At 69.2% G+C, this 17006-nt stretch carries 19 protein-coding genes; 15 read left to right on the plus strand and 4 right to left on the minus strand.

Annotation, left to right across the window (positions count from 1 at the left end; translation table 11 throughout):
• Positions 1–93: 93 nt before the first annotated feature.
• The 4 genes from H590_RS0106750 to pyrE all read left to right on the plus strand — a co-directional run bounded on the left by H590_RS0106750 (position 94) and on the right by pyrE (position 3376).
• Positions 94–876: a dihydroorotate dehydrogenase electron transfer subunit gene (locus tag H590_RS0106750; RefSeq protein ID WP_414973642.1), complete on the plus strand. Its 783-nt coding sequence runs from the start codon at positions 94–96 to the stop codon at positions 874–876.
• A gap of 80 nt (positions 877–956) precedes the next feature.
• On the plus strand, positions 957–1910 hold the full coding sequence (locus tag H590_RS0106755) for a dihydroorotate dehydrogenase (protein ID WP_036981495.1): 954 nt from the start codon (positions 957–959) through the stop codon (positions 1908–1910).
• Entirely contained in the window at positions 1910–2620 is a 711-nt protein-coding gene (gene pyrF, locus H590_RS0106760) for an orotidine-5'-phosphate decarboxylase (RefSeq protein ID WP_028702958.1), read from the plus strand. Before H590_RS0106755 ends, pyrF begins: the two co-directional genes overlap by 1 nt.
• Positions 2621–2725: 105 nt before the next feature.
• Positions 2726–3376, plus strand: a complete 651-nt coding sequence (gene pyrE, locus H590_RS0106765) for an orotate phosphoribosyltransferase (RefSeq protein ID WP_028702959.1) — start codon at positions 2726–2728, stop codon at positions 3374–3376.
• A gap of 23 nt (positions 3377–3399) precedes the next feature.
• Here the strand turns inward: pyrE and H590_RS0106770 are convergent, their stop codons facing one another.
• Positions 3400–4245, minus strand: coding sequence for a fructosamine kinase family protein (locus H590_RS0106770; RefSeq protein ID WP_028702960.1), 846 nt, complete (start codon positions 4243–4245; stop codon positions 3400–3402).
• 13 nt (positions 4246–4258) lie between these two features.
• On the opposite strand from H590_RS0106770, the gene rimO reads away from it, so the two are divergent.
• The 4 genes from rimO (at position 4259) to H590_RS0106790 (ending at position 7263) form a co-directional block, all read left to right on the plus strand.
• The gene (gene rimO, locus H590_RS0106775) at positions 4259–5683 is read left to right on the plus strand and encodes a 30S ribosomal protein S12 methylthiotransferase RimO (protein WP_028702961.1); all 1425 of its coding nucleotides are present in this window, start codon (positions 4259–4261) and stop codon (positions 5681–5683) included.
• A 76-nt stretch (positions 5684–5759) separates the two neighbouring features.
• Positions 5760–6359, plus strand: coding sequence for a CDP-diacylglycerol--glycerol-3-phosphate 3-phosphatidyltransferase (gene pgsA, locus H590_RS0106780; RefSeq protein ID WP_028702962.1), 600 nt, complete (start codon positions 5760–5762; stop codon positions 6357–6359).
• Positions 6349–6852, plus strand: coding sequence for a CinA family protein (locus tag H590_RS0106785; RefSeq protein WP_028702963.1), 504 nt, complete (start codon positions 6349–6351; stop codon positions 6850–6852). The genes pgsA and H590_RS0106785 overlap by 11 nt, the downstream gene beginning before the upstream one ends.
• A 135-nt stretch (positions 6853–6987) precedes the next feature.
• The gene (locus H590_RS0106790; RefSeq protein WP_028702964.1) at positions 6988–7263 is read left to right on the plus strand and encodes a helix-turn-helix domain-containing protein; all 276 of its coding nucleotides are present in this window, start codon (positions 6988–6990) and stop codon (positions 7261–7263) included.
• A gap of 122 nt (positions 7264–7385) precedes the next feature.
• On the opposite strand, the gene H590_RS0106795 is transcribed toward H590_RS0106790, so the two are convergent.
• Positions 7386–8144: a DeoR/GlpR family DNA-binding transcription regulator gene (locus H590_RS0106795; protein ID WP_028702965.1), complete on the minus strand. Its 759-nt coding sequence runs from the start codon at positions 8142–8144 to the stop codon at positions 7386–7388.
• Positions 8145–8364: 220 nt separating this feature from the next.
• Between H590_RS0106795 and H590_RS0106800 the strand changes: the two genes are divergently transcribed.
• The 4 genes from H590_RS0106800 to rny all read left to right on the plus strand — a co-directional run bounded on the left by H590_RS0106800 (position 8365) and on the right by rny (position 12015).
• Positions 8365–8559 carry a DUF3046 domain-containing protein gene (locus H590_RS0106800; RefSeq protein WP_028702966.1) on the plus strand — a complete coding sequence of 65 codons (195 nt, stop codon included), beginning with the start codon at positions 8365–8367 and terminating at the stop codon, positions 8557–8559.
• Between the two features lie 235 nt (positions 8560–8794).
• On the plus strand, positions 8795–9850 hold the full coding sequence (recA, locus tag H590_RS0106805) for a recombinase RecA (RefSeq protein ID WP_028702967.1): 1056 nt from the start codon (positions 8795–8797) through the stop codon (positions 9848–9850).
• Positions 9847–10389: a regulatory protein RecX gene (locus tag H590_RS0106810; RefSeq protein WP_028702968.1), complete on the plus strand. Its 543-nt coding sequence runs from the start codon at positions 9847–9849 to the stop codon at positions 10387–10389. Before recA ends, H590_RS0106810 begins: the two co-directional genes overlap by 4 nt.
• A 120-nt stretch (positions 10390–10509) precedes the next feature.
• Positions 10510–12015 carry a ribonuclease Y gene (gene rny / locus H590_RS0106815; protein WP_244937868.1) on the plus strand — a complete coding sequence of 502 codons (1506 nt, stop codon included), beginning with the start codon at positions 10510–10512 and terminating at the stop codon, positions 12013–12015.
• A gap of 66 nt (positions 12016–12081) precedes the next feature.
• Here rny and H590_RS0106820 read toward each other — a convergent pair whose 3' ends face one another.
• Positions 12082–12999 carry an aldose 1-epimerase family protein gene (locus H590_RS0106820; protein ID WP_084149333.1) on the minus strand — a complete coding sequence of 306 codons (918 nt, stop codon included), beginning with the start codon at positions 12997–12999 and terminating at the stop codon, positions 12082–12084.
• 84 nt (positions 13000–13083) lie between these two features.
• Here H590_RS0106820 and miaB point away from each other — a divergent pair, with 84 nt between their 5' ends.
• Positions 13084–14574, plus strand: coding sequence for a tRNA (N6-isopentenyl adenosine(37)-C2)-methylthiotransferase MiaB (gene miaB, locus H590_RS0106825; RefSeq protein WP_028702971.1), 1491 nt, complete (start codon positions 13084–13086; stop codon positions 14572–14574).
• Between the two features lie 179 nt (positions 14575–14753).
• Here miaB and H590_RS0106830 read toward each other — a convergent pair whose 3' ends face one another.
• A complete protein-coding gene (locus H590_RS0106830; RefSeq protein ID WP_028702972.1) occupies positions 14754–14954 on the minus strand; it encodes an antitoxin in 201 nt (66 codons plus the stop codon).
• Between the two features lie 140 nt (positions 14955–15094).
• Here H590_RS0106830 and miaA point away from each other — a divergent pair, with 140 nt between their 5' ends.
• Complete coding sequence (gene miaA / locus H590_RS0106835) at positions 15095–16018, plus strand: tRNA (adenosine(37)-N6)-dimethylallyltransferase MiaA (protein WP_084149334.1); 924 nt, start codon at positions 15095–15097, stop codon at positions 16016–16018.
• 81 nt (positions 16019–16099) lie between these two features.
• Entirely contained in the window at positions 16100–16930 is an 831-nt protein-coding gene (gene dapF / locus H590_RS0106840; protein WP_028702974.1) for a diaminopimelate epimerase, read from the plus strand.
• The last annotated feature ends 76 nt before the right edge of the window (positions 16931–17006 follow it).

A 17006-nucleotide genomic window follows, 5' to 3' on the forward strand; every position in this document is an offset into this window, starting at 1 on the left:
ACCGCCTCACCCCGCCCGGGGTCGGACTGCTCGGGGTCGGACCGCCCGGGTACCGCCCGACTGGCCGGCGTCATCCGACGCGACGGCCCGCAGCTGCTCGACCTGGTGGCCAACACGCGGATCGCCGGGGACGTGTTCAGCCTCGTGCTGCGCCGCCCGGAGACCGCGCCGGCCCCGCAGCCGGGGACCTTCCTCGACCTGCTGCCGGTGATCCCGGCCCAGTCCGGAGGCGCCCCGGTGCTGCGCCGCCCCCTCTCGATCGCCGACTGCTCGGCCGACGGCCGCGACCTCACCGTCATCCTGAGGGTGGTCGGCGCCGGATCGGCGGCCCTGGCCGGCCAGCCCGTCGGATCCCAGATCGACGTGCTGGGTCCGCTGGGTCACGGCTTCGATCTGGACGCCGTGCCGGCCGGTGGCCGGGCGCTGCTGGTCGGCGGGGGAGTGGGCGTCCCGCCGCTGTACCTGCTGGCCCGCCGCCTGGTCGAGCGCGGTGTCCAGGTGCAGATGAGACTGGGCTTCCGCGATGCCGGAGACCTCTTCCTCATCGAGGAGTTCGCCCGACTCGGGGAGGTGCTCATCTCCACCGACGACGGCTCGGCCGGTGCACGGGGGACGGTGGCCGATCTGGCCGGTGACCCGCGGGCCCTCGCCTTCACCCCCGACGGCGTCTTCGCCTGCGGACCGCTGCCGATGCTGCGCCACGTCCAGGCCGCCTTCGGCACGGTGGTGTGCACCCAGCTGTCGTTGGAGGAGAGGATGGCCTGTGGGGTCGGCGCCTGCTACGCCTGCGTGGTCACCGATGCCGCCGACCGGGATCACCAGCACCGGATCTGCTGGGACGGACCGGTCTTCCGGGCCGAGGAGGTCGTGCTGTGACAACCGATACCGGGACAACCGATACCAGGACTACCGATACCGGGGCGACCGGTGCCGGGACCGGGAGCGCCGCCTCGCGGCTGGCGGTGTCGCTGCCCGGCCTGGAGCTCTCCAACCCGATCATGCCGGCCTCCGGCTGCTTCGGATTCGGTGCCGAGTACGCCGAGTACTACGACCTCTCGGTGCTCGGCTCGATCATGATCAAGGCCGCCACCGCCGAACCCCGTCGCGGCAATCCGGTGGTGCGGGTCGCCGAGACCCCCTCGGGGATGCTCAACGCCATCGGCCTGCAGAACCCGGGGCTGGACGCCGTGATGGCCGAGAAACTGCCGTGGCTCGCCGAGCACTTCCCCGACCTGCCGATCATCGCCAATGTGGCCGGCACCCTCACCGAGGACTACGTCGAGGTCTCCCGGGTGATCTCCACCGCCCCGAACGTGGCCGCCCTGGAGATCAACATCTCCTGCCCCAACGTCAAGCACGGGGGGATCACCTTCGGTACCCGTCCGGAGGTCGCCGCCCAGCTCACCGCCGCCATCGTGGCAGTCTCCCAGGTGCCCGTCTACGTGAAACTCTCGCCCAATGTCACCGACATCGTCGAGATCGCCCGGGCGGTCGCCGGAGCCGGCGCACACGGACTCACCCTCATCAACACGCTCACCGGGATGCGCATCGACCTGCGCAGACGACGTCCCCTCATCGCCAACGGCACCGGCGGGCTGTCCGGGCCGGCGGTGCTGCCGATCGCGCTGAGGATGGTCGACGCCGTCACCCGGGCCGTCGACATCCCGGTGATCGGGATGGGCGGGGTCTCCTCCAGCCGCGACGCCCTGGAGATGATGATGGCGGGCGCCTCGGCGGTCGCGGTGGGCACCGCCAACTTCACCGACCCGCTGGCCTGCCCGCGGATCATCGGCGGCCTGGAACCGCTGATGGACCAGCTGGGCATCGACAGCCTCGCCCAGCTCCAAGCCGAGGTGGATGCCGAGCACCGCCCGGACAGACACCGTTCCGATTTCCTCAAGGAGAACTGATGGACACCTCCCGCCCGATCATCGCCCTCGACCTGCCCAGCGCCGACCAGGCGCTGGCGCTGGTCTCACGGTTCGGCGACGAGAAACTCTTCCTCAAGGTGGGGATGGAGCTGTTCTACGCGTCGGGCCCCGGCATCGTCGGACAGCTCAAGGACGCCGGCCACGACGTCTTCTGCGATCTCAAACTCCACGACATCCCCAACACCGTCAAGCGGGCCGCGGCCAGCCTCGCCGGGCTGGGGGCCGATCTGCTCACCGTCCACGCCGCCGGCGGGAGGGCGATGATGGAGGCCGCCGTGGAGGGGCTGTCGGCCGCCTCCAACGACCCCTCGGTGGTCGCCATCACCCAGCTCACCTCGACCAGCGAGGAGGCGATGCACACCGAGCAGCTCATCGAGGTGCCGCTGGCCGAGTCGGTGGTCCACTACGCCCAGCTGGCCCAGTCCGCCGGACTGGCCGGAGTGGTGTGCTCGGCCTGGGAGGCCGCCGGCATCGGCGAGGCGACCGGCGAGTCCTTCCTGCGGGTCACCCCGGGAATCCGGCCGACCGGCGCCGCGGTCGGCGACCAGGCCCGGGTCGCCACCCCCGAGAAGGCCCACTCGATGGGGTCCAGCGCCATCGTGGTGGGACGGCCCATCACCCGTGCCGAGGACCCGGTGGCCGCCTACCACGCCATCCGGAAGGCCTGGAACAGCGGTCAGCAGAGCTGACCGCCATCGCCTGACACCACCACCTGCAGCACAGCGCCTCTGGCAACCCGGCGCCCTGCACATCACGGGGCCCCGCGCGGCTCAGTCCATCCTCAAGGAGCACAGATGACCATCTCCAATCCCACCCTCGCCCACTCCGTCGCCGAGGCGCTGCTGTCGGTCGGCGCCGTCTCGCTGTCACCCGACGAGCCGTACACCTGGGCGTCGGGGATGCACTCACCGATCTACTGCGACAACCGGGTCACCCTCTCCGACCCGCCCGCCCGCTCCCTCATCGCCGACGGACTGGCGACCCTGGTGAGGGAGAACTTCGGCCGGGTCGATGTGGTGGCCGGCACCGCCACCGCGGGGATCGCCCACGCGGCGCTGGCCGCCGACCGGCTGGGCAGGCCGATGATCTACGTCCGGTCCAAGCCGAAGGACCACGGCCGCGGCAACCAGATCGAGGGCCGGATGGCCGCCGGCTCGGCGGTGGTGATGGTCGAGGACCTCATCTCCACCGGCGGCTCGGTGCTGGACGCCGCCGCCGCGGTGGAGCGCGAGGGGGGGACCGTGCTCGGCGTCTTGGCGATCTTCTCCTACGAGCTGGAGAAGGGCAGGCAGAACTTCGAGAAGGCGGGGCTGCCGCTCTTCACCCTGTCGAACTACCCGACCCTGGTCGAGGTCGCCGCCAAGTCCGGGCAGATCACCGCCGCCCAGCAGCAGACCCTGGCGACCTGGTCGTCGGATCCCCAGGCCTGGTCCGACGCCCACTGAGGACCGTCCCCGGCCCCCCCTGCTCACACCCAGCGTCGGGCGATCTCCAGAGTCTGCCCGACGTAGCCGCGCCCGAAGAGCTGGCAGTGGACCATCAGCATGTGCAACTCGTGGAGCGGAACCCTGTCTCGCCATCCGTCGGCCAGCGGGGACTCCTCGTCGTAGGCCACCCAGATCGTCTCGCGGTGGGGTGCCCCGAAGACGGCCATGGTCGCCAGATCCTCCTCGGCGTGGCCGCCCTGGGCCGCCGGGTCGATGAGGGTGGCGCCCGAGGGGGTCCACATGATGTTGCCGGTCCACAGGTCGCCATGGGTGCGGGCCGCCCAGTACCGGTCGCCCTCGGGGGCAGAGCCTCGCACCAGGGTCGGCTGGTCGTGGTCGTAGACCCCCGATGACAGCTTGTCGCAGAGTCTCACCAGGGTGGCGCGCTCCTCGGCCGTGAAGGCCGGGGCATCCAGGTAGGGGGCCAGCCGGAACCGCGCGTAGAAGTCCCCCCAGGAGGGTGTGGACTCGCCGGGAGTCGCGGGCAGCGGGAGCTTCGCCAGCCCCATCCAGCCCTGGCCGTGATTGTCGGGCGGGGGCGCGCCCAGGTGGGAGGCGCCGGCGGCATGGGTGTGCGCCAGCCGGCGTCCGAACTCCTCGGCGGCCGCGGCGGTGGGACGCACCTCGGGCAGTCGGGGCTCCTCCAGCCAGTCGCGTCCGTGGTCGCTGACCCTCACCACCGGGGCACCCTCCTCGGGCACATCGGCCAGCCAGGCCAGCCCGGCGATCTCATAGCCGATGCGGCCGGGGCGATGGTCGGACTTGCGGAAGACATCCATGGCCCCCACCGTAGACTTGCCGCGATTGTCCATCGACAGGAGTTCCATGTCAGACCACCTCATGACCGTCCATCTCGTCTCGATGGGGTGTGCCCGCAACGAGGTCGACTCCGAGGAGCTGGCGGCCAGGCTGGAGGCCGGCGGATTCCAGCTGGTCGATGACGCCGAGCAGGCCGAGACGGTGGTGGTCAACACCTGCGGATTCATCGAACAGGCCAAGAAGGACTCCGTCGACACCCTGCTGGCCGCCGCGGACCTCAAGTCCGACGGCACCACGCGGTCGGTCGTCGCGGTGGGCTGCATGGCCGAGAGGTACGGCAAGGAGCTCGCCGAGGCGCTGCCGGAGGCCGACGCGGTGCTGGGATTCGACGACTACCAGGACATCTCGCAGCGCTTGAGGATCATTCTGGCCGGCGGCTCCCTGGAGGCCCACGTCCCCCACGACCGCCGCACCCTGCTGCCGCTGTCGCCGGTGGACCGGCCGGAGGCCGCCGCATCGGTCTCGGTGCCCGGCATCCACACCGCACCGGATCTGCCCACGGAGGTCACCCCGGCCAGTGGGCCGCGCGCCGCCACCCGGCGCCGACTGTCCTCCAGCCCCTGTGCGCCGCTGAAGATCGCCTCGGGCTGCGACCGGCGCTGCGCCTTCTGCGCCATCCCGAGCTTCCGCGGCTCCTATCTGTCACGGCCGGTCGAGGAGATCGTGGCGGAGGGCCGCTGGCTGGTCGACCACGGTGTCAAGGAGCTCTTCCTGGTCTCGGAGAACTCCTCCTCCTACGGCAAGGACCTCGGAGACCTGGCACACATGGAGAAGCTGCTGGCCGGGCTGGACCGGATCGACGGTCTGTACTGGATCCGGATCTCCTACCTCCAGCCCGCTGAGCTGCGGCCCTCCCTGATCGACGCGATGCTCACCACCGACAAGGTCGTGCCCTACTTCGACCTGTCCTTCCAGCACGCCTCCGGACCGCTGCTGCGGAGAATGCGACGGTTCGGCGACGCCGACTCCTTCCTCGGTCTCATCGAGGGGATCCGGGAGCGCTGCCCGGGGGCCGGGTTCCGCTCCAACTTCATCACCGGCTTCCCCGGCGAGACCGACCGGGACGTCGAGACTCTCGCCGACTTCCTTCAGCGGGCGCGTCTGGACGTCGCCGGGATCTTCGCCTACTCCGACGAGGAGGGCACCGAGGGGGCTGAGCTGAGCGATCATCTGGACGACGATGTGATCGCCGAACGGCGCGAGATGCTCGCCGACCTGATCGACGAGCTGGTCAGCCAGCGGGCCGAGGACAGGATCGGTGAGCACGCCCCGGTGCTGGTGGAGGAGGTGACCCCGGAGGCGGTCGTCGGGAGGGCTCCCCACCAGGGGCCCGAGGTGGACGGAACGGTACTGCTGCCGGCCGACTGCGGGGTCGGCGTCGGCGAGATGGTGGAGGTCGGCTTCATCGGTTCGGAGGGTGCCGACCTGATCGGGGAGTTGAGGTGACGGGCGGCCCCGAGACCGGGATACTGGAGGGTGACCGCGTCGACCCGGGACTGGTCATCTCGTCAGGAGCCGGAGGATGAGCGATCGTCCGAGCAACGTCAACATCCCGAACGCACTCACCGTTCTACGGCTCATCGCCGTGCCGGTGTTCGGCTGGATGCTGCTGTCACACCCGCACGACGGGACCTGGCGCACCTGGACCACGGTGGTCTTCGCCGTCGCCATCTTCACCGACTTCATCGACGGGCGGATCGCCCGCCGGTACAACCTCATCACCGACTTCGGGAAGATCTGGGACTCGGTGGCCGACAAGGCGATCACCGGGATGGCTTTCATCGGCCTGTCGATCGTCGGCGAGCTGCCCTGGTGGATCACCGCGCTGATCCTGCTGCGGGAGTGGGGGATCACCGTGATGCGGGTGTTCATGCTCAAGTACGAGGTGATGGCCGCCAACAAGGGCGGCAAGCTCAAGACCGCCACCCAGTCGCTGGCGATCACACTGTTCTGCATCGGCCTGTGGCGCACCCCGACCCCGGTCGACGTGGTGGCCTGGGCGGTGATGATCCTCGCCTTCGGACTCACCCTGGTCACCGGGGTGATGTACCTCATCGACGCCGCGCGGATCCGCCGCGACTCGCTGGCGAAGCAGGCCGGTGGGGGATCGGATGAGTCCTGACCCGCTGGCCTCCCGCCTCATCGGTGAGCTGGTGGCCCGCGGACTGACGGTGGCGACCTGCGAGTCGTTGACCGGCGGCCTGGTGGGGGCCACTCTCACCGGTGTGCCCGGCGCATCGGCCGCCTACCGGGGAGGTCTGGTGACCTACGCCTCCGATCTCAAGGGCACCCTGGCCGGGGTCGATCCTGCCTGGATCTCCTCCCACGGCGTCATCAATGCCCGGACCGCCGAGATGATGGCGGCGGGCTGCGCCCGGGTGTGCGGGGCCGATCTCGGCCTGTCGTGCACCGGGGTGGCGGGGCCCGACCCCCAGGACGGAGAACCGGTGGGGACCGTGTACGTGTGCGCCCGCCTTGGCTGCCCGGATCGGAGTCCGGACCACCGGGGGGATCCCCTGCGGCTGGACCTGTCGGGAGACCGCTGGGCGATCCGCGATCAGACGGTGAGCGCCGTGCTGCAGGCCGGGCTGCGGGTGGTCGCCGGGACCTCCTGAGCCGACCTCGGGGCTGGGAGGACGCGGCCGTGAGACCGGGCGCGCGATCGGAAAGTGTGAGATTTTTCGCCAACAGCGGGAATGAAAGCCTGTGAACCCGCGTTGTCACCTCCGAATCGACAACGAGGAGACATCATGAAGGCTGCGCTGCTACGAGAAATGCTGGGTGAGGCGCTCCGGGAGCAGAGGTTCGCCCAGGGGCGAACGCTGCGCGAGGTGTCATCGGGGGCCAGGGTGTCGCTGGGCTACCTGTCCGAGGTGGAGAGGGGCCAGAAGGAGGCCTCCAGCGAACTGATTCTCGCCATCTGCACCGCTCTCGAGCTTCCGCAGTCTGAACTCATGAGGACCGTCAGCGAGAAGCTGCTGAGGGCCGAGACGAAGGCCGAGCGCCAGGTCGGCGCGGCAGCCTGAGCAGGAACCGTCCCGAGCAGGGAACGGTCTGAGCAGGATCGGTCTGAGCAGGAACCGGCCTGGGTGGGAACCGGTGAACGGTTGGAGTCGCGGTCCATCGAGATCCCGTCGGGCCGGGCGACTCAGTCCTCGGGTGTCTGGATGATCTTGACCTGGACTCCGCGAGCCCGGATCCGCTCGATCTCCTCGGCATCGGCCGACTCATCGGTGACGACCAGATCGATGTCGGTGACATCGGCCATCCGAGCCAGGGTCACCTTGCCGATCTTCGAGCCGTCGACCGCGGCCACGATCCGCGACGCACGCTGGAGCATCGTGTGATTGGTGGCGGCCTCCACCCCGTCATGGGTTGTCAGACCGCCGTCGACCGACAGCCCGTCGCAGCCGATGATCGCGGTGCCGACATTGATCTGTTTGAAGGTGGCCTCGGCCAGCGACCCGACCAGCTCCAGTGAGCTGGGGCGCAGGATCCCGCCGGCGATGAGCACTCTCTGCTGACCCTGATGGGCGGCTTCCAGGGCGATCCCCACCGAGTTGGTGACGATGGTGAGGTCATGACGGTGGTGCAGCGCCCTCAGCACCTCAGCGGTGGTGGTGCCACCGGTCAGCGAGATGGCGTGCTTGCCCACCGGGAGCTCGCTCACCACGGCGCGGGCTATCGCGGCCTTGGCCGCACGGTGGCGCCCGTCCCTCAGATTGACCGGCAGCTCGGCACCCACCCCGGCGCTGCGCGCCCCGCCGTGAGTGCGGACCAGCAGGCCCTGATCGGCCAGGGCGGCGACATCGCGCCGGATGGTGGCGGCGCTGGCGCCCAGCAACTGGGCCAGTTCGCGCAGCTGGACCTCCTCGCGGTCGCGAAGGATGGACAGCAGCGCAACCATTCGCTCGCTGCGTCGCGATGAGGTGGTCGTGTCGGGAACCAGAAAGGACATCGTCCCAATTCTCCCTCGCAGTGGTGGACTCCCCAGTGGCACTCACGTGGTGAGCACTCGCTCAGTCGTACTGATCATAGATGATCGTTGGTGGCACGCGCCTGTCTCCCTTACCCCGGGAGGTCGGCCTCCGGCTGGACGATTTCTGCGAAGCTCATAGTCTTGTCGGGTGCGCGAGTCAGAACTGTGGCGGCGGCTGGAGGCCGAGCTGGGTGTGGACTACGTCCGGTCATGGGCGGGTTCGCAGGTGATCGCCGATCTCGGCGGGCGCACGGTGAGCGAGGCGCTGGCCGACGGGATCGACATCAAGGCGATCTGGCGGGCCTGCTGGGCCTTTCTGGAACTGCCCGACCGGATGCGCTGAGCCGTGCCGGGCCCGGGCCGTCGATTCAGGACTCTCCGGCCCAGGGTCGTCCGTCACAGAGGGTTGTCCACAGCCGGCCCCGGGGACAGCGGGGGAGAGTGATCTTGTCCACAGCTCGACGCTCCCGTCCGAGAAGTGTCGGTGCCCGCCCCTACAGTTCAACATGACATCCCCGGCCGATCGGTCGGGAGCAGCGGATCCCGGCAGGGGCCCACGGATGGAGGAGACGACAGACATGCCCGTTAAGGATCGTGAGAAGGCCCTCGAGGCCGCCATCGACCAGATCGACAAGCAGTACGGCAAGGGATCGGTGATGCGGCTGGGGGAGCGCGAGACGGTCAAGATCCCGGCCATCCCGACCGGCTCGGTCGCCCTGGACGTCGCCCTGGGCGTCGGCGGCCTGCCGCGCGGCAGGATCGTGGAGATCTACGGACCGGAGTCCAGCGGCAAGACGACGGTCGCGCTGCACGCGATCGCCAACGCCCAGGCCGAGGGCGGAGTGTGCGCCTTCATCGACGCCGAGCACGCACTGGATCCCGAGTACGCCAAGAACCTCGGGGTCGACACCGACAACCTGCTGATCAGCCAGCCCGACAATGGTGAGCAGGCCCTGGAGATCGCCGACACCCTGGTGCGATCGGGTGCCCTCGAACTCATCGTCATTGACTCGGTCGCGGCGCTGACCCCCAAGGCCGAGATCGAGGGTGACATGGGCGACTCCCATGTCGGTCTGCAGGCGCGCCTGATGAGTCAGGCGCTGCGCAAGATGACCGGCGCACTCAATGCGGCGGGAACCACCGCCATCTTCATCAACCAGCTGCGCGAGAAGATCGGCGTGATGTTCGGCAGCCCCGAGACGACCACCGGCGGTCGGGCGCTGAAGTTCTACGCATCGGTGCGACTCGACGTCCGAAGGATCCAGACCCTCAAGGACGGCGACGAGATGGTCGGCAACCGCACCCGGGTGAAGGTCGCCAAGAACAAGGTCGCACCGCCCTTCAAGCAGGCTGAGTTCGACATCCTCTACGGCCAGGGCATCTCCCGTGAGGGCAGCCTCATCGACATGGGGGTGGATCTCAACATCATTCGCAAGTCCGGCTCCTGGTACACCTACAAGGAGTCCGAGCAGCTGGGACAGGGCAAGGAGAATGTCCGCAAATTCCTCAAGGAGAACCCCGATATCGCCAAGGAGATCGAGTCGAGGATCCGCACCGAGATGGGGCTGGACCAGCCTGCCGACGATGAGGTTCCGGCTGAGGTGGACCCGAAGACCGGGGAGGTGATGTTCTGAACCGCCGGTCGCGCAAGCCGGTCGAGCGCAGCCGCGAGGAGTGGTACGCGTTCGCCCGGGAGGCGGTGCTGCGTCGTCTCGACGATCGCGCCAGGACGCGTCACGAGCTGGCCGATGCACTGCGCGGCAAGGAGGTTCCCTCCGATGTCGCCGCAGCGGTGCTGGATCGGTTCGAGGAGCTCGGGCTGGTCGACGACGCCGACTTCGCCGACCAGTGGGTCCGCTCCCGCCAGGCCTCCCGCGGTCTGTCGCGCAGGGCGCTCAGCATAGAGCTCCGGCGCAAGGGGGTCGACGAGGAGACCATCGCACGGTCCACGGCCGGGGTCTCCGAGGAGGACGAACTGGAGGCCGCCACCCGGTTGGCCGTCACCCGGATACGCGCGGGCCGAGGTGTGGAGAGCACCCGGCTGACTCGCCGTGTGCTGGCTGCCCTGGCCCGGAAGGGGTACTCCTCCCAGATCTGCTGGCAGGCCATCCGTGCTGCCCAGCGCGAGCTCGGCGAGGAGGAGACCGCGCAGGAGGGGCCGGAGGAGATCTGATCCCGCACGGGTCGGTGCTCGGTGCACTGTGGCAGGCTTGCCACAACCGGGGCACAGGGTCCCGGCCGTGAACAGCTGTGGACACAGCGTGAGGGGCATTCGATGACAGAATCCCTCGGAATGACAGCACTGCCATCGCAGATGGTGTTGATATCAGCATGGCCGATCATCTCGGTCGTGCTCGCACTCGCCCTCGTCGTGGTGGGGGTCGGCGACCTGCTGTCGCGGCGTCGATCCGGGAACCTGCTCAACGCGTCCAGGCGCGATCTCGTCCGGGAGCGCAAGCGTCTGGAGGAGGAGATGGAGCGTCGCCGCGCGGATCTGGATGTGGCCCTGGAGGAGCGGCGCAACGGCCTGGAGGAGGACTTCCAGCGGCGCCGGAAGGTGGTCGAGGAGTCCGAGAGGCAACGTGGCCGCAGTCTGGATCTGCGGGAGGCGGCGCTCACCCGTGATCTCGACCGGGTCAGTGCCGAACTCACCCAGGCCTCGGGACTCACCGCCGAACAGGCCCGGCAGGTGGTGCTGGACAAGGCCGAGGCGGACTCCCGGGCCGAGGCCGAGGAACTGGCCAGAGGCATCGAGGAGAGGGCCCGTGAGCAGGCCGAGCTGACGGCGCGCTCCGTGCTGGCGACAGCCATCCAACGCTGCGTCGGCGATGTCACCGCGGACTCGGTGGTCTCCTCGGTCGACCTGCCCTCCAATGACATGAAGGGCCGGATCATCGGCCGTGAGGGACGCAACATCCGCACCATCGAACAGGTCACGGGGACCACGGTCATCGTCGATGACACCCCCGGGATCGTGCTGGTGAGCTGCTTCGACCCGGTGCGGCGCGAGGTCGCCCGGCTCACCCTGGTCGATCTGGTGAGCGATGGCAGGATCCATCCGGCCAGGATCGAGCAGGCCCACACCAAGGCCCTCGCCAGGATCGAGGAGATGTGCCTGGACGCGGCCGATCAGGCTCTCCACGAACTGTCGATCACCGACATGGCGGCCGGTCTGCGACCGATCCTCGGCTCACTGAGGTTCCGCACCTCCTACGGCCAGGATGTTCTGGCCCACAGCATCGAGTGCGGTCGGCTGGCCGGCCTGATGGCCGCCGAGATCGGTGCCGACGTCGACACCTGCCGGCGCGCCGCCCTGCTGCACGACATCGGGAAGTCCCTGACCCCGCACGTGGAGGGTTCCCATGCGGCGGTCGGTGCGGAACTGGCCCGGCGCCACGGCGAGTCGGCGGAGGTGATCCACGCGATCGCCGCCCACCACAACGAGATCGAGGCCACCACGGTCGTCGACGTCCTCACCCAGGCCGCCGACGCGATCTCGGCCTCCCGCCCCGGGGCCAGGCGCGAGTCCCTGGAGTCCCATGTGCAACGACTGGAGGAGCTCGAGAGTCTGGCGACCGCTCATCCCGGGGTGTCTCGGGCCTTCGCCGTCCAGGCCGGCCGGGATCTGCGGGTGATGGTCGAACCCGAGCAGGTCGACGATCCCAGCACCCGGACGTTGGCGCGAGAGATCGCCGGTGAGGTCGGCGACCGGGTGATGGTGCCCGGACGGGTGCGGGTCACCGTGATCCGGGAGACCCGCGCGGTGGCCGTGGCCGGTCAGTCCGGCCCCCGGGACTGAGGGAGCCGGTCAGTCCGGCCCCCGGGACTGAGGGAGCCGGTCAGTCCGGCCCCCGGCACTGAGGTCTCAGATGCTGATGCCCCAGCTGAACTCGACCTGATCTCCGGGTTCCAGACGAATCACCGAGTCATGGGTGGGGCCCGGGTTGAAGGCGTCGGGGCCGCAGGTCATCGGTTCCAGGGCCAGGGACATCCGGTCCCTGGGGGTGAAGACCTGGCTCCACGCCATTCCCGGACCGGCCCAGATCGCCCGCGTCAGGTCACCGGCCTGCACCTCGATCCGCCACGGCCGGCCCTCTGGTGCCCCGGTGTAGGCGGTGTCGAGCACCCGGTCGCCGAACTGGTCACCGCTGCGCAGGTCCTGAGGTCTGCCGTCGACCGCTCCCAGACGGATCGGCAGCAGCCGCTCGTCCACCTCCAGGAAGGTCCCGAAGGGGGCGGTGACCTGCCACTGGTCGACAGGTGTGGACCCCGCGACGAGATAGGGGTGGGCGGCATAGCCGAAGGGCACCGCCGTCTCTCCGACATTGCGGGCCCCGACCTCGACGGTCAGTCCTTGGGCGCTGAGCCGGTGGGTGAGGCTCAACCGCACGCACCCCGGCCAGCCGGGCTGGGCCAGCAGCGTCAGCGAGAGGGTGACGCGGTCCTCGGCGAGATCCTCCAGGGTCCAGGCCATCCACCGGGTCAGGCCGTGGATCGCGTTGTTGAAAGCGACCTCGTTGATCGGGAGCTGCTGGGTCATGCCGTCGAAGGTGTACCGGCCGTCGCGGATCCTGTTGGGCCAGGGCAGCAGGTGCTGGCCGCGGGAGCCCCGCGGGGACTGGTCGGCCGGGAAGGTGAGCAGCAGGTCCTCGCCGTCATGGGTGAGGCTGCGCAGCGTCGCGCCCTGCTCGCAGATGATCGCCCGATATCCCGCGGACGAGAGGGTGTACTGGCGACCGGTCGGCAGCACGGTCTGGAGGGAGGATTCGGTCATTGAGTCCATGAGCCTCACTCTAGAGCCGTCGTGACCTCCGCCGACAGATGCTCGGATGGACAGGACCGGAGGGACCGGTACAGTGTGCACGCCATGACCCAGACAGATTCCCCCACCTACCGGGTTGTCACCTACGGGTGCCAGATGAACGTCCACGACTCCGAGCGCATCGCCGGGATGCTCGAGTCGGCGGGCTACGTCCCCGACCCGCGCACCGGCAGCCTCGATCCCGCCGACGTCGTCGTCTTCAACACCTGCGCGGTCCGCGAGAACGCCGACAACCGGTTGTACGGAACCCTGGGCCACATGGCCTCGGTCAAGGAGGCCAATCCCGGGATGCAGCTGGCCGTCGGCGGTTGCATGGCCCAGAAGGACAAGCAGGTGGTGGTCGACCGGGCGCCCTGGGTCGACGTCGTCTTCGGCACCCACAACCTCGGGTCACTGCCGGCGCTGTTGGAACGTTCCCGGTCCCTGGAGGCCGCTCAGGTCGAGATCAAGGAGGCCCTCCAGACCTTCCCCAGCAATCTGCCGACCCACCGCGAGTCGGCGTACTCCGCCTGGGTGTCGATCTCTGTGGGCTGCAACAACACCTGCACCTTCTGCATCGTCCCCCAGCTGAGGGGCAAGGAGACCGACCGGCGTCCCGGAGACATCCTCGCCGAGATCCGCGCCCTGGTCGACGAGGGGGTCCAGGAGATCACCCTGCTCGGCCAGAATGTCAACTCCTACGGCGTCCAGTTCGGAGACCGGGGGGCGTTCGCGAAGCTGCTGCGCGCCTGCGGCCAGATCGACGGCCTCGAGCGGGTGCGATTCACCTCCCCGCACCCGGCGGCCTTCACCGACGACGTCATCGAGGCGATGGCTCAGACCCCCAACGTGATGCCGAGCCTGCACATGCCCCTGCAGTCCGGATCCGACCGGATCCTTCGTCAGATGAGGCGCTCCTACCGCAGCACCCGGTTCCTCGGCATCCTCGAGAGGGTGCGCGAGGCCATCCCGCACGCCGCGATCACCACCGACATCATCGTCGGTTTCCCCGGTGAGACCGAGGCGGACTTCGCCGAGACGATGAGGGTCGTCGAGCAGGCCCGGTTCTCGGCCGCTTACACCTTCCAGTACTCGATCCGGCCCGGCACCCCGGCCGGCGAGATGGCGGACCAGGTGCCCAAGCAGGTCGTCCAGGAGCGTTACGAGCGGCTGGTCGCCCTGGTCGACCGGATCGCCTGGGCGGAGAACCGCACCCTGGAGGGAAGCACCGCCGAGGTGATGTTCGCCCTGGGGGAGGGTCGCAAGGACGAGGAGACGCACCGGGTCACCGGACGCGCCCGGGACAACCGGCTCATCCATGTGAGCCTGGCCCCCGGCCAGCAGCGCCCCCGCCCCGGTGACATCGGGACGGTGCGGATCAGCCACGGGGCGCCCCACCACCTGATCGCCGATGGCGGCCTGCTGGATCTGCGGCGAACCAGGGGTGGAGACGCCTGGCAGGCCCGCGAGGAGTCCCGGGAGGACGTCGTCGCAATGACTCCCCAGACGCGCACGGTCTCGCTGGGGATGCCGGTCATCGGCTCGTCGGCCCGGTGAGGACCTGCTGTGCCGCGTCTCGGGTGAGGTGAGGCGCCCGGAATGATGTCCGGACATGACAGAGGGGCGACAGCCATGTGCTGTCGCCCCTCTGCCGTGCCCTGGGCGGGCCTCCGCCGAAGCGGAACCGCCGAGTGACACCTCGTCAAGATCTGTGGGCCGTCATCGGAGACGGAAACTCAGAGGTTTCCGGTCCTGTCCTTGACTGCCTTCTGGGCTGCATCGATCTGACCTGAGAACTTGTCGCCGGTGACTGAGTCAATCTTGTCACCGATCTTGTCCACTGCCTGATCGATCTGGTCCTCGTGGCTGTTGACGGCGTCCTTGATCTTGTCCTGATGGTTGATCACGGCGTCCTTGGCCTTGTCAAAGAGTCCCATAGGCCCTCCTCACTCGGGGGATCACCCCTCCGTCCGGTTCAGTACAGTGTGCTCATCACAGCTCCGGTGCGCAAGGGCCGAGCTCAGAATTTCTCAGAATTCGAGATGACGGCCGATGGGCCGCCCCTGGAGGAGGTCGCATGGTGGTCCCCCCGGTGATCGCCGTGCTCGGGCCGACCGCGAGCGGCAAGTCTGCCCTGGCCGTCGCGCTGGCCGAGCGGATGGCCGCCGGCGGAACCCCCGCCGAGATCGTCAACGCCGACTCGATGCTGGTCTATCGCGGGATGGACATCGGCACCGCCAAGCCGCACCCCACCGAGCTGGCCAGGGTGCGCCACCATCTGGTCGACGTCCTCGAGGTCACCCGGACCTCCTCCATCGCGCTCATCCAGCAGATGGCGCGCAGCGCCATCGAGGACTGCGCCGCACGCAGGGTGCTCCCCCTGGTGGTCGGAGGATCGGCCCTCTACAGCCGGGCCGTTCTCGATGAGCTGGAGATCCCGCCGACCGATCCGGCGGTGAGATCGCGTCTGGAGGCCGAGCTGGACGATGTCGGGGCCGAGCAGCTCCACCGGCGGCTGGCCCGTCTCGACCCGGCAGCGGCGGCGGCCATCCTGCCGGGCAACGGACGGCGGATCGTCAGAGCCCTGGAGGTCGTGGAGCTGACCGGGTCCTTCTCGGCGACACTTCCCGACGGGCGCTTCCACTACCCGGGAACCGTGGAGATCGGCCTGACCCTCTCCCGTGAGGACCTGGACGCCCGGATTCAGCAGCGGGTCGACCAGATGTGGAGCGAGGGTCTGGTCGCGGAGGTCAGAGGTCTAGTCGAGGCCGGTCTGAGACAGGGCCGCACGGCATCGCGGGCACTGGGCTACCGCCAGGTGCTGGATCTCCTCGACGGTCGCATCGACGAGGACAGGGCGCGCACCGACACCGTCGTGCGGACTCGCAGGTTCGCCCGCAAGCAGCTCATGTGGTACCGGCGCGATCCCCGGATCCACTGGTTCGACGCGCTTGACCCCGATCTGGTGGACCGGGTCCTGGAGTGGCTGGAGTCACGCTGAGGGGGAGCCCTTGGCAGGGAGCACCGAGAAATGGCTCCCCCGCTGTTGACGACCGGCGCCCACGGGGTAAGCATGGTGGCCATGCGGACCACACAGTTCTCGAAGGGCCAGGGCACCGGGAACGACTTCGTCATCCTGCTCGACCGACCGGGGATGCTCAATCTCACCCCGGCGCACGTCAAGTGGCTGTGCGACCGCAGGTTCGGCGTCGGCGGCGACGGCCTGCTGCGCGCCACCCGCGCCAGCAACATCCCCGAGTGGGACGGCCGCCCCGACATGTGGTTCATGGACTTCCGCAATGCCGACGGTTCGATCGCCGAGATGTGCGGCAACGGTCTGCGAGTCTTCGCCGAGTTCCTCCGCGAGGAGGGCCTCATCACCGGCAACGAGGTGGACATCGCCACCCGGGTCGGGGTCAAGCACGTCCTGGTGCACGGCGACGGCACCATCACCGCCGACCTGGGCCGTGCCGCGGTCAGTGACGAGCCGGTGACCGTCACCCTGGACGGGAGAAGCTGGCAGGCCACACCGGTCGACGTCGGCAACCCGCACGCCGTGGTCCTGCTGGGGGCCGACGACGACCTCGACGAGCTGCCGGTGCAGACCCAGCCCAGCTGGGAGCCCCGGTCGGCATTCCCCGACGGGGTCAATATCGAGTTCGTCGAGATGATCGAGCCGGGACACGTCCGGATGAGGGTCCATGAGAGGGGTGTCGGCGAGACGCTGTCCTGCGGCACCGGAACGGTGGCCGTGGCGGCGGCCATGACGGCCGCCACCGGACACCACGGACCCTGGACGGTCGACGTGCCGGGAGGCAGGATCGTCGTCGAGGAGTCCGACGACGGGTTCCGGCTGATCGGTCCGGCGGTGATCCAGATCCACGGCGAGGTGATCTGTCCCGACCTCGGCTGACCGGCCGCGATCGGGATGCCGCAGGCGCCGGCCGTGGAAAACAGCAGGCAGTCGTGGAAAGCTGTGGCTGATGACT

Origin of the sequence: Acidipropionibacterium jensenii DSM 20535, assembly GCF_000425285.1 — a bacterium.
Lineage (GTDB): Bacteria > Actinomycetota > Actinomycetes > Propionibacteriales > Propionibacteriaceae > Acidipropionibacterium > Acidipropionibacterium jensenii.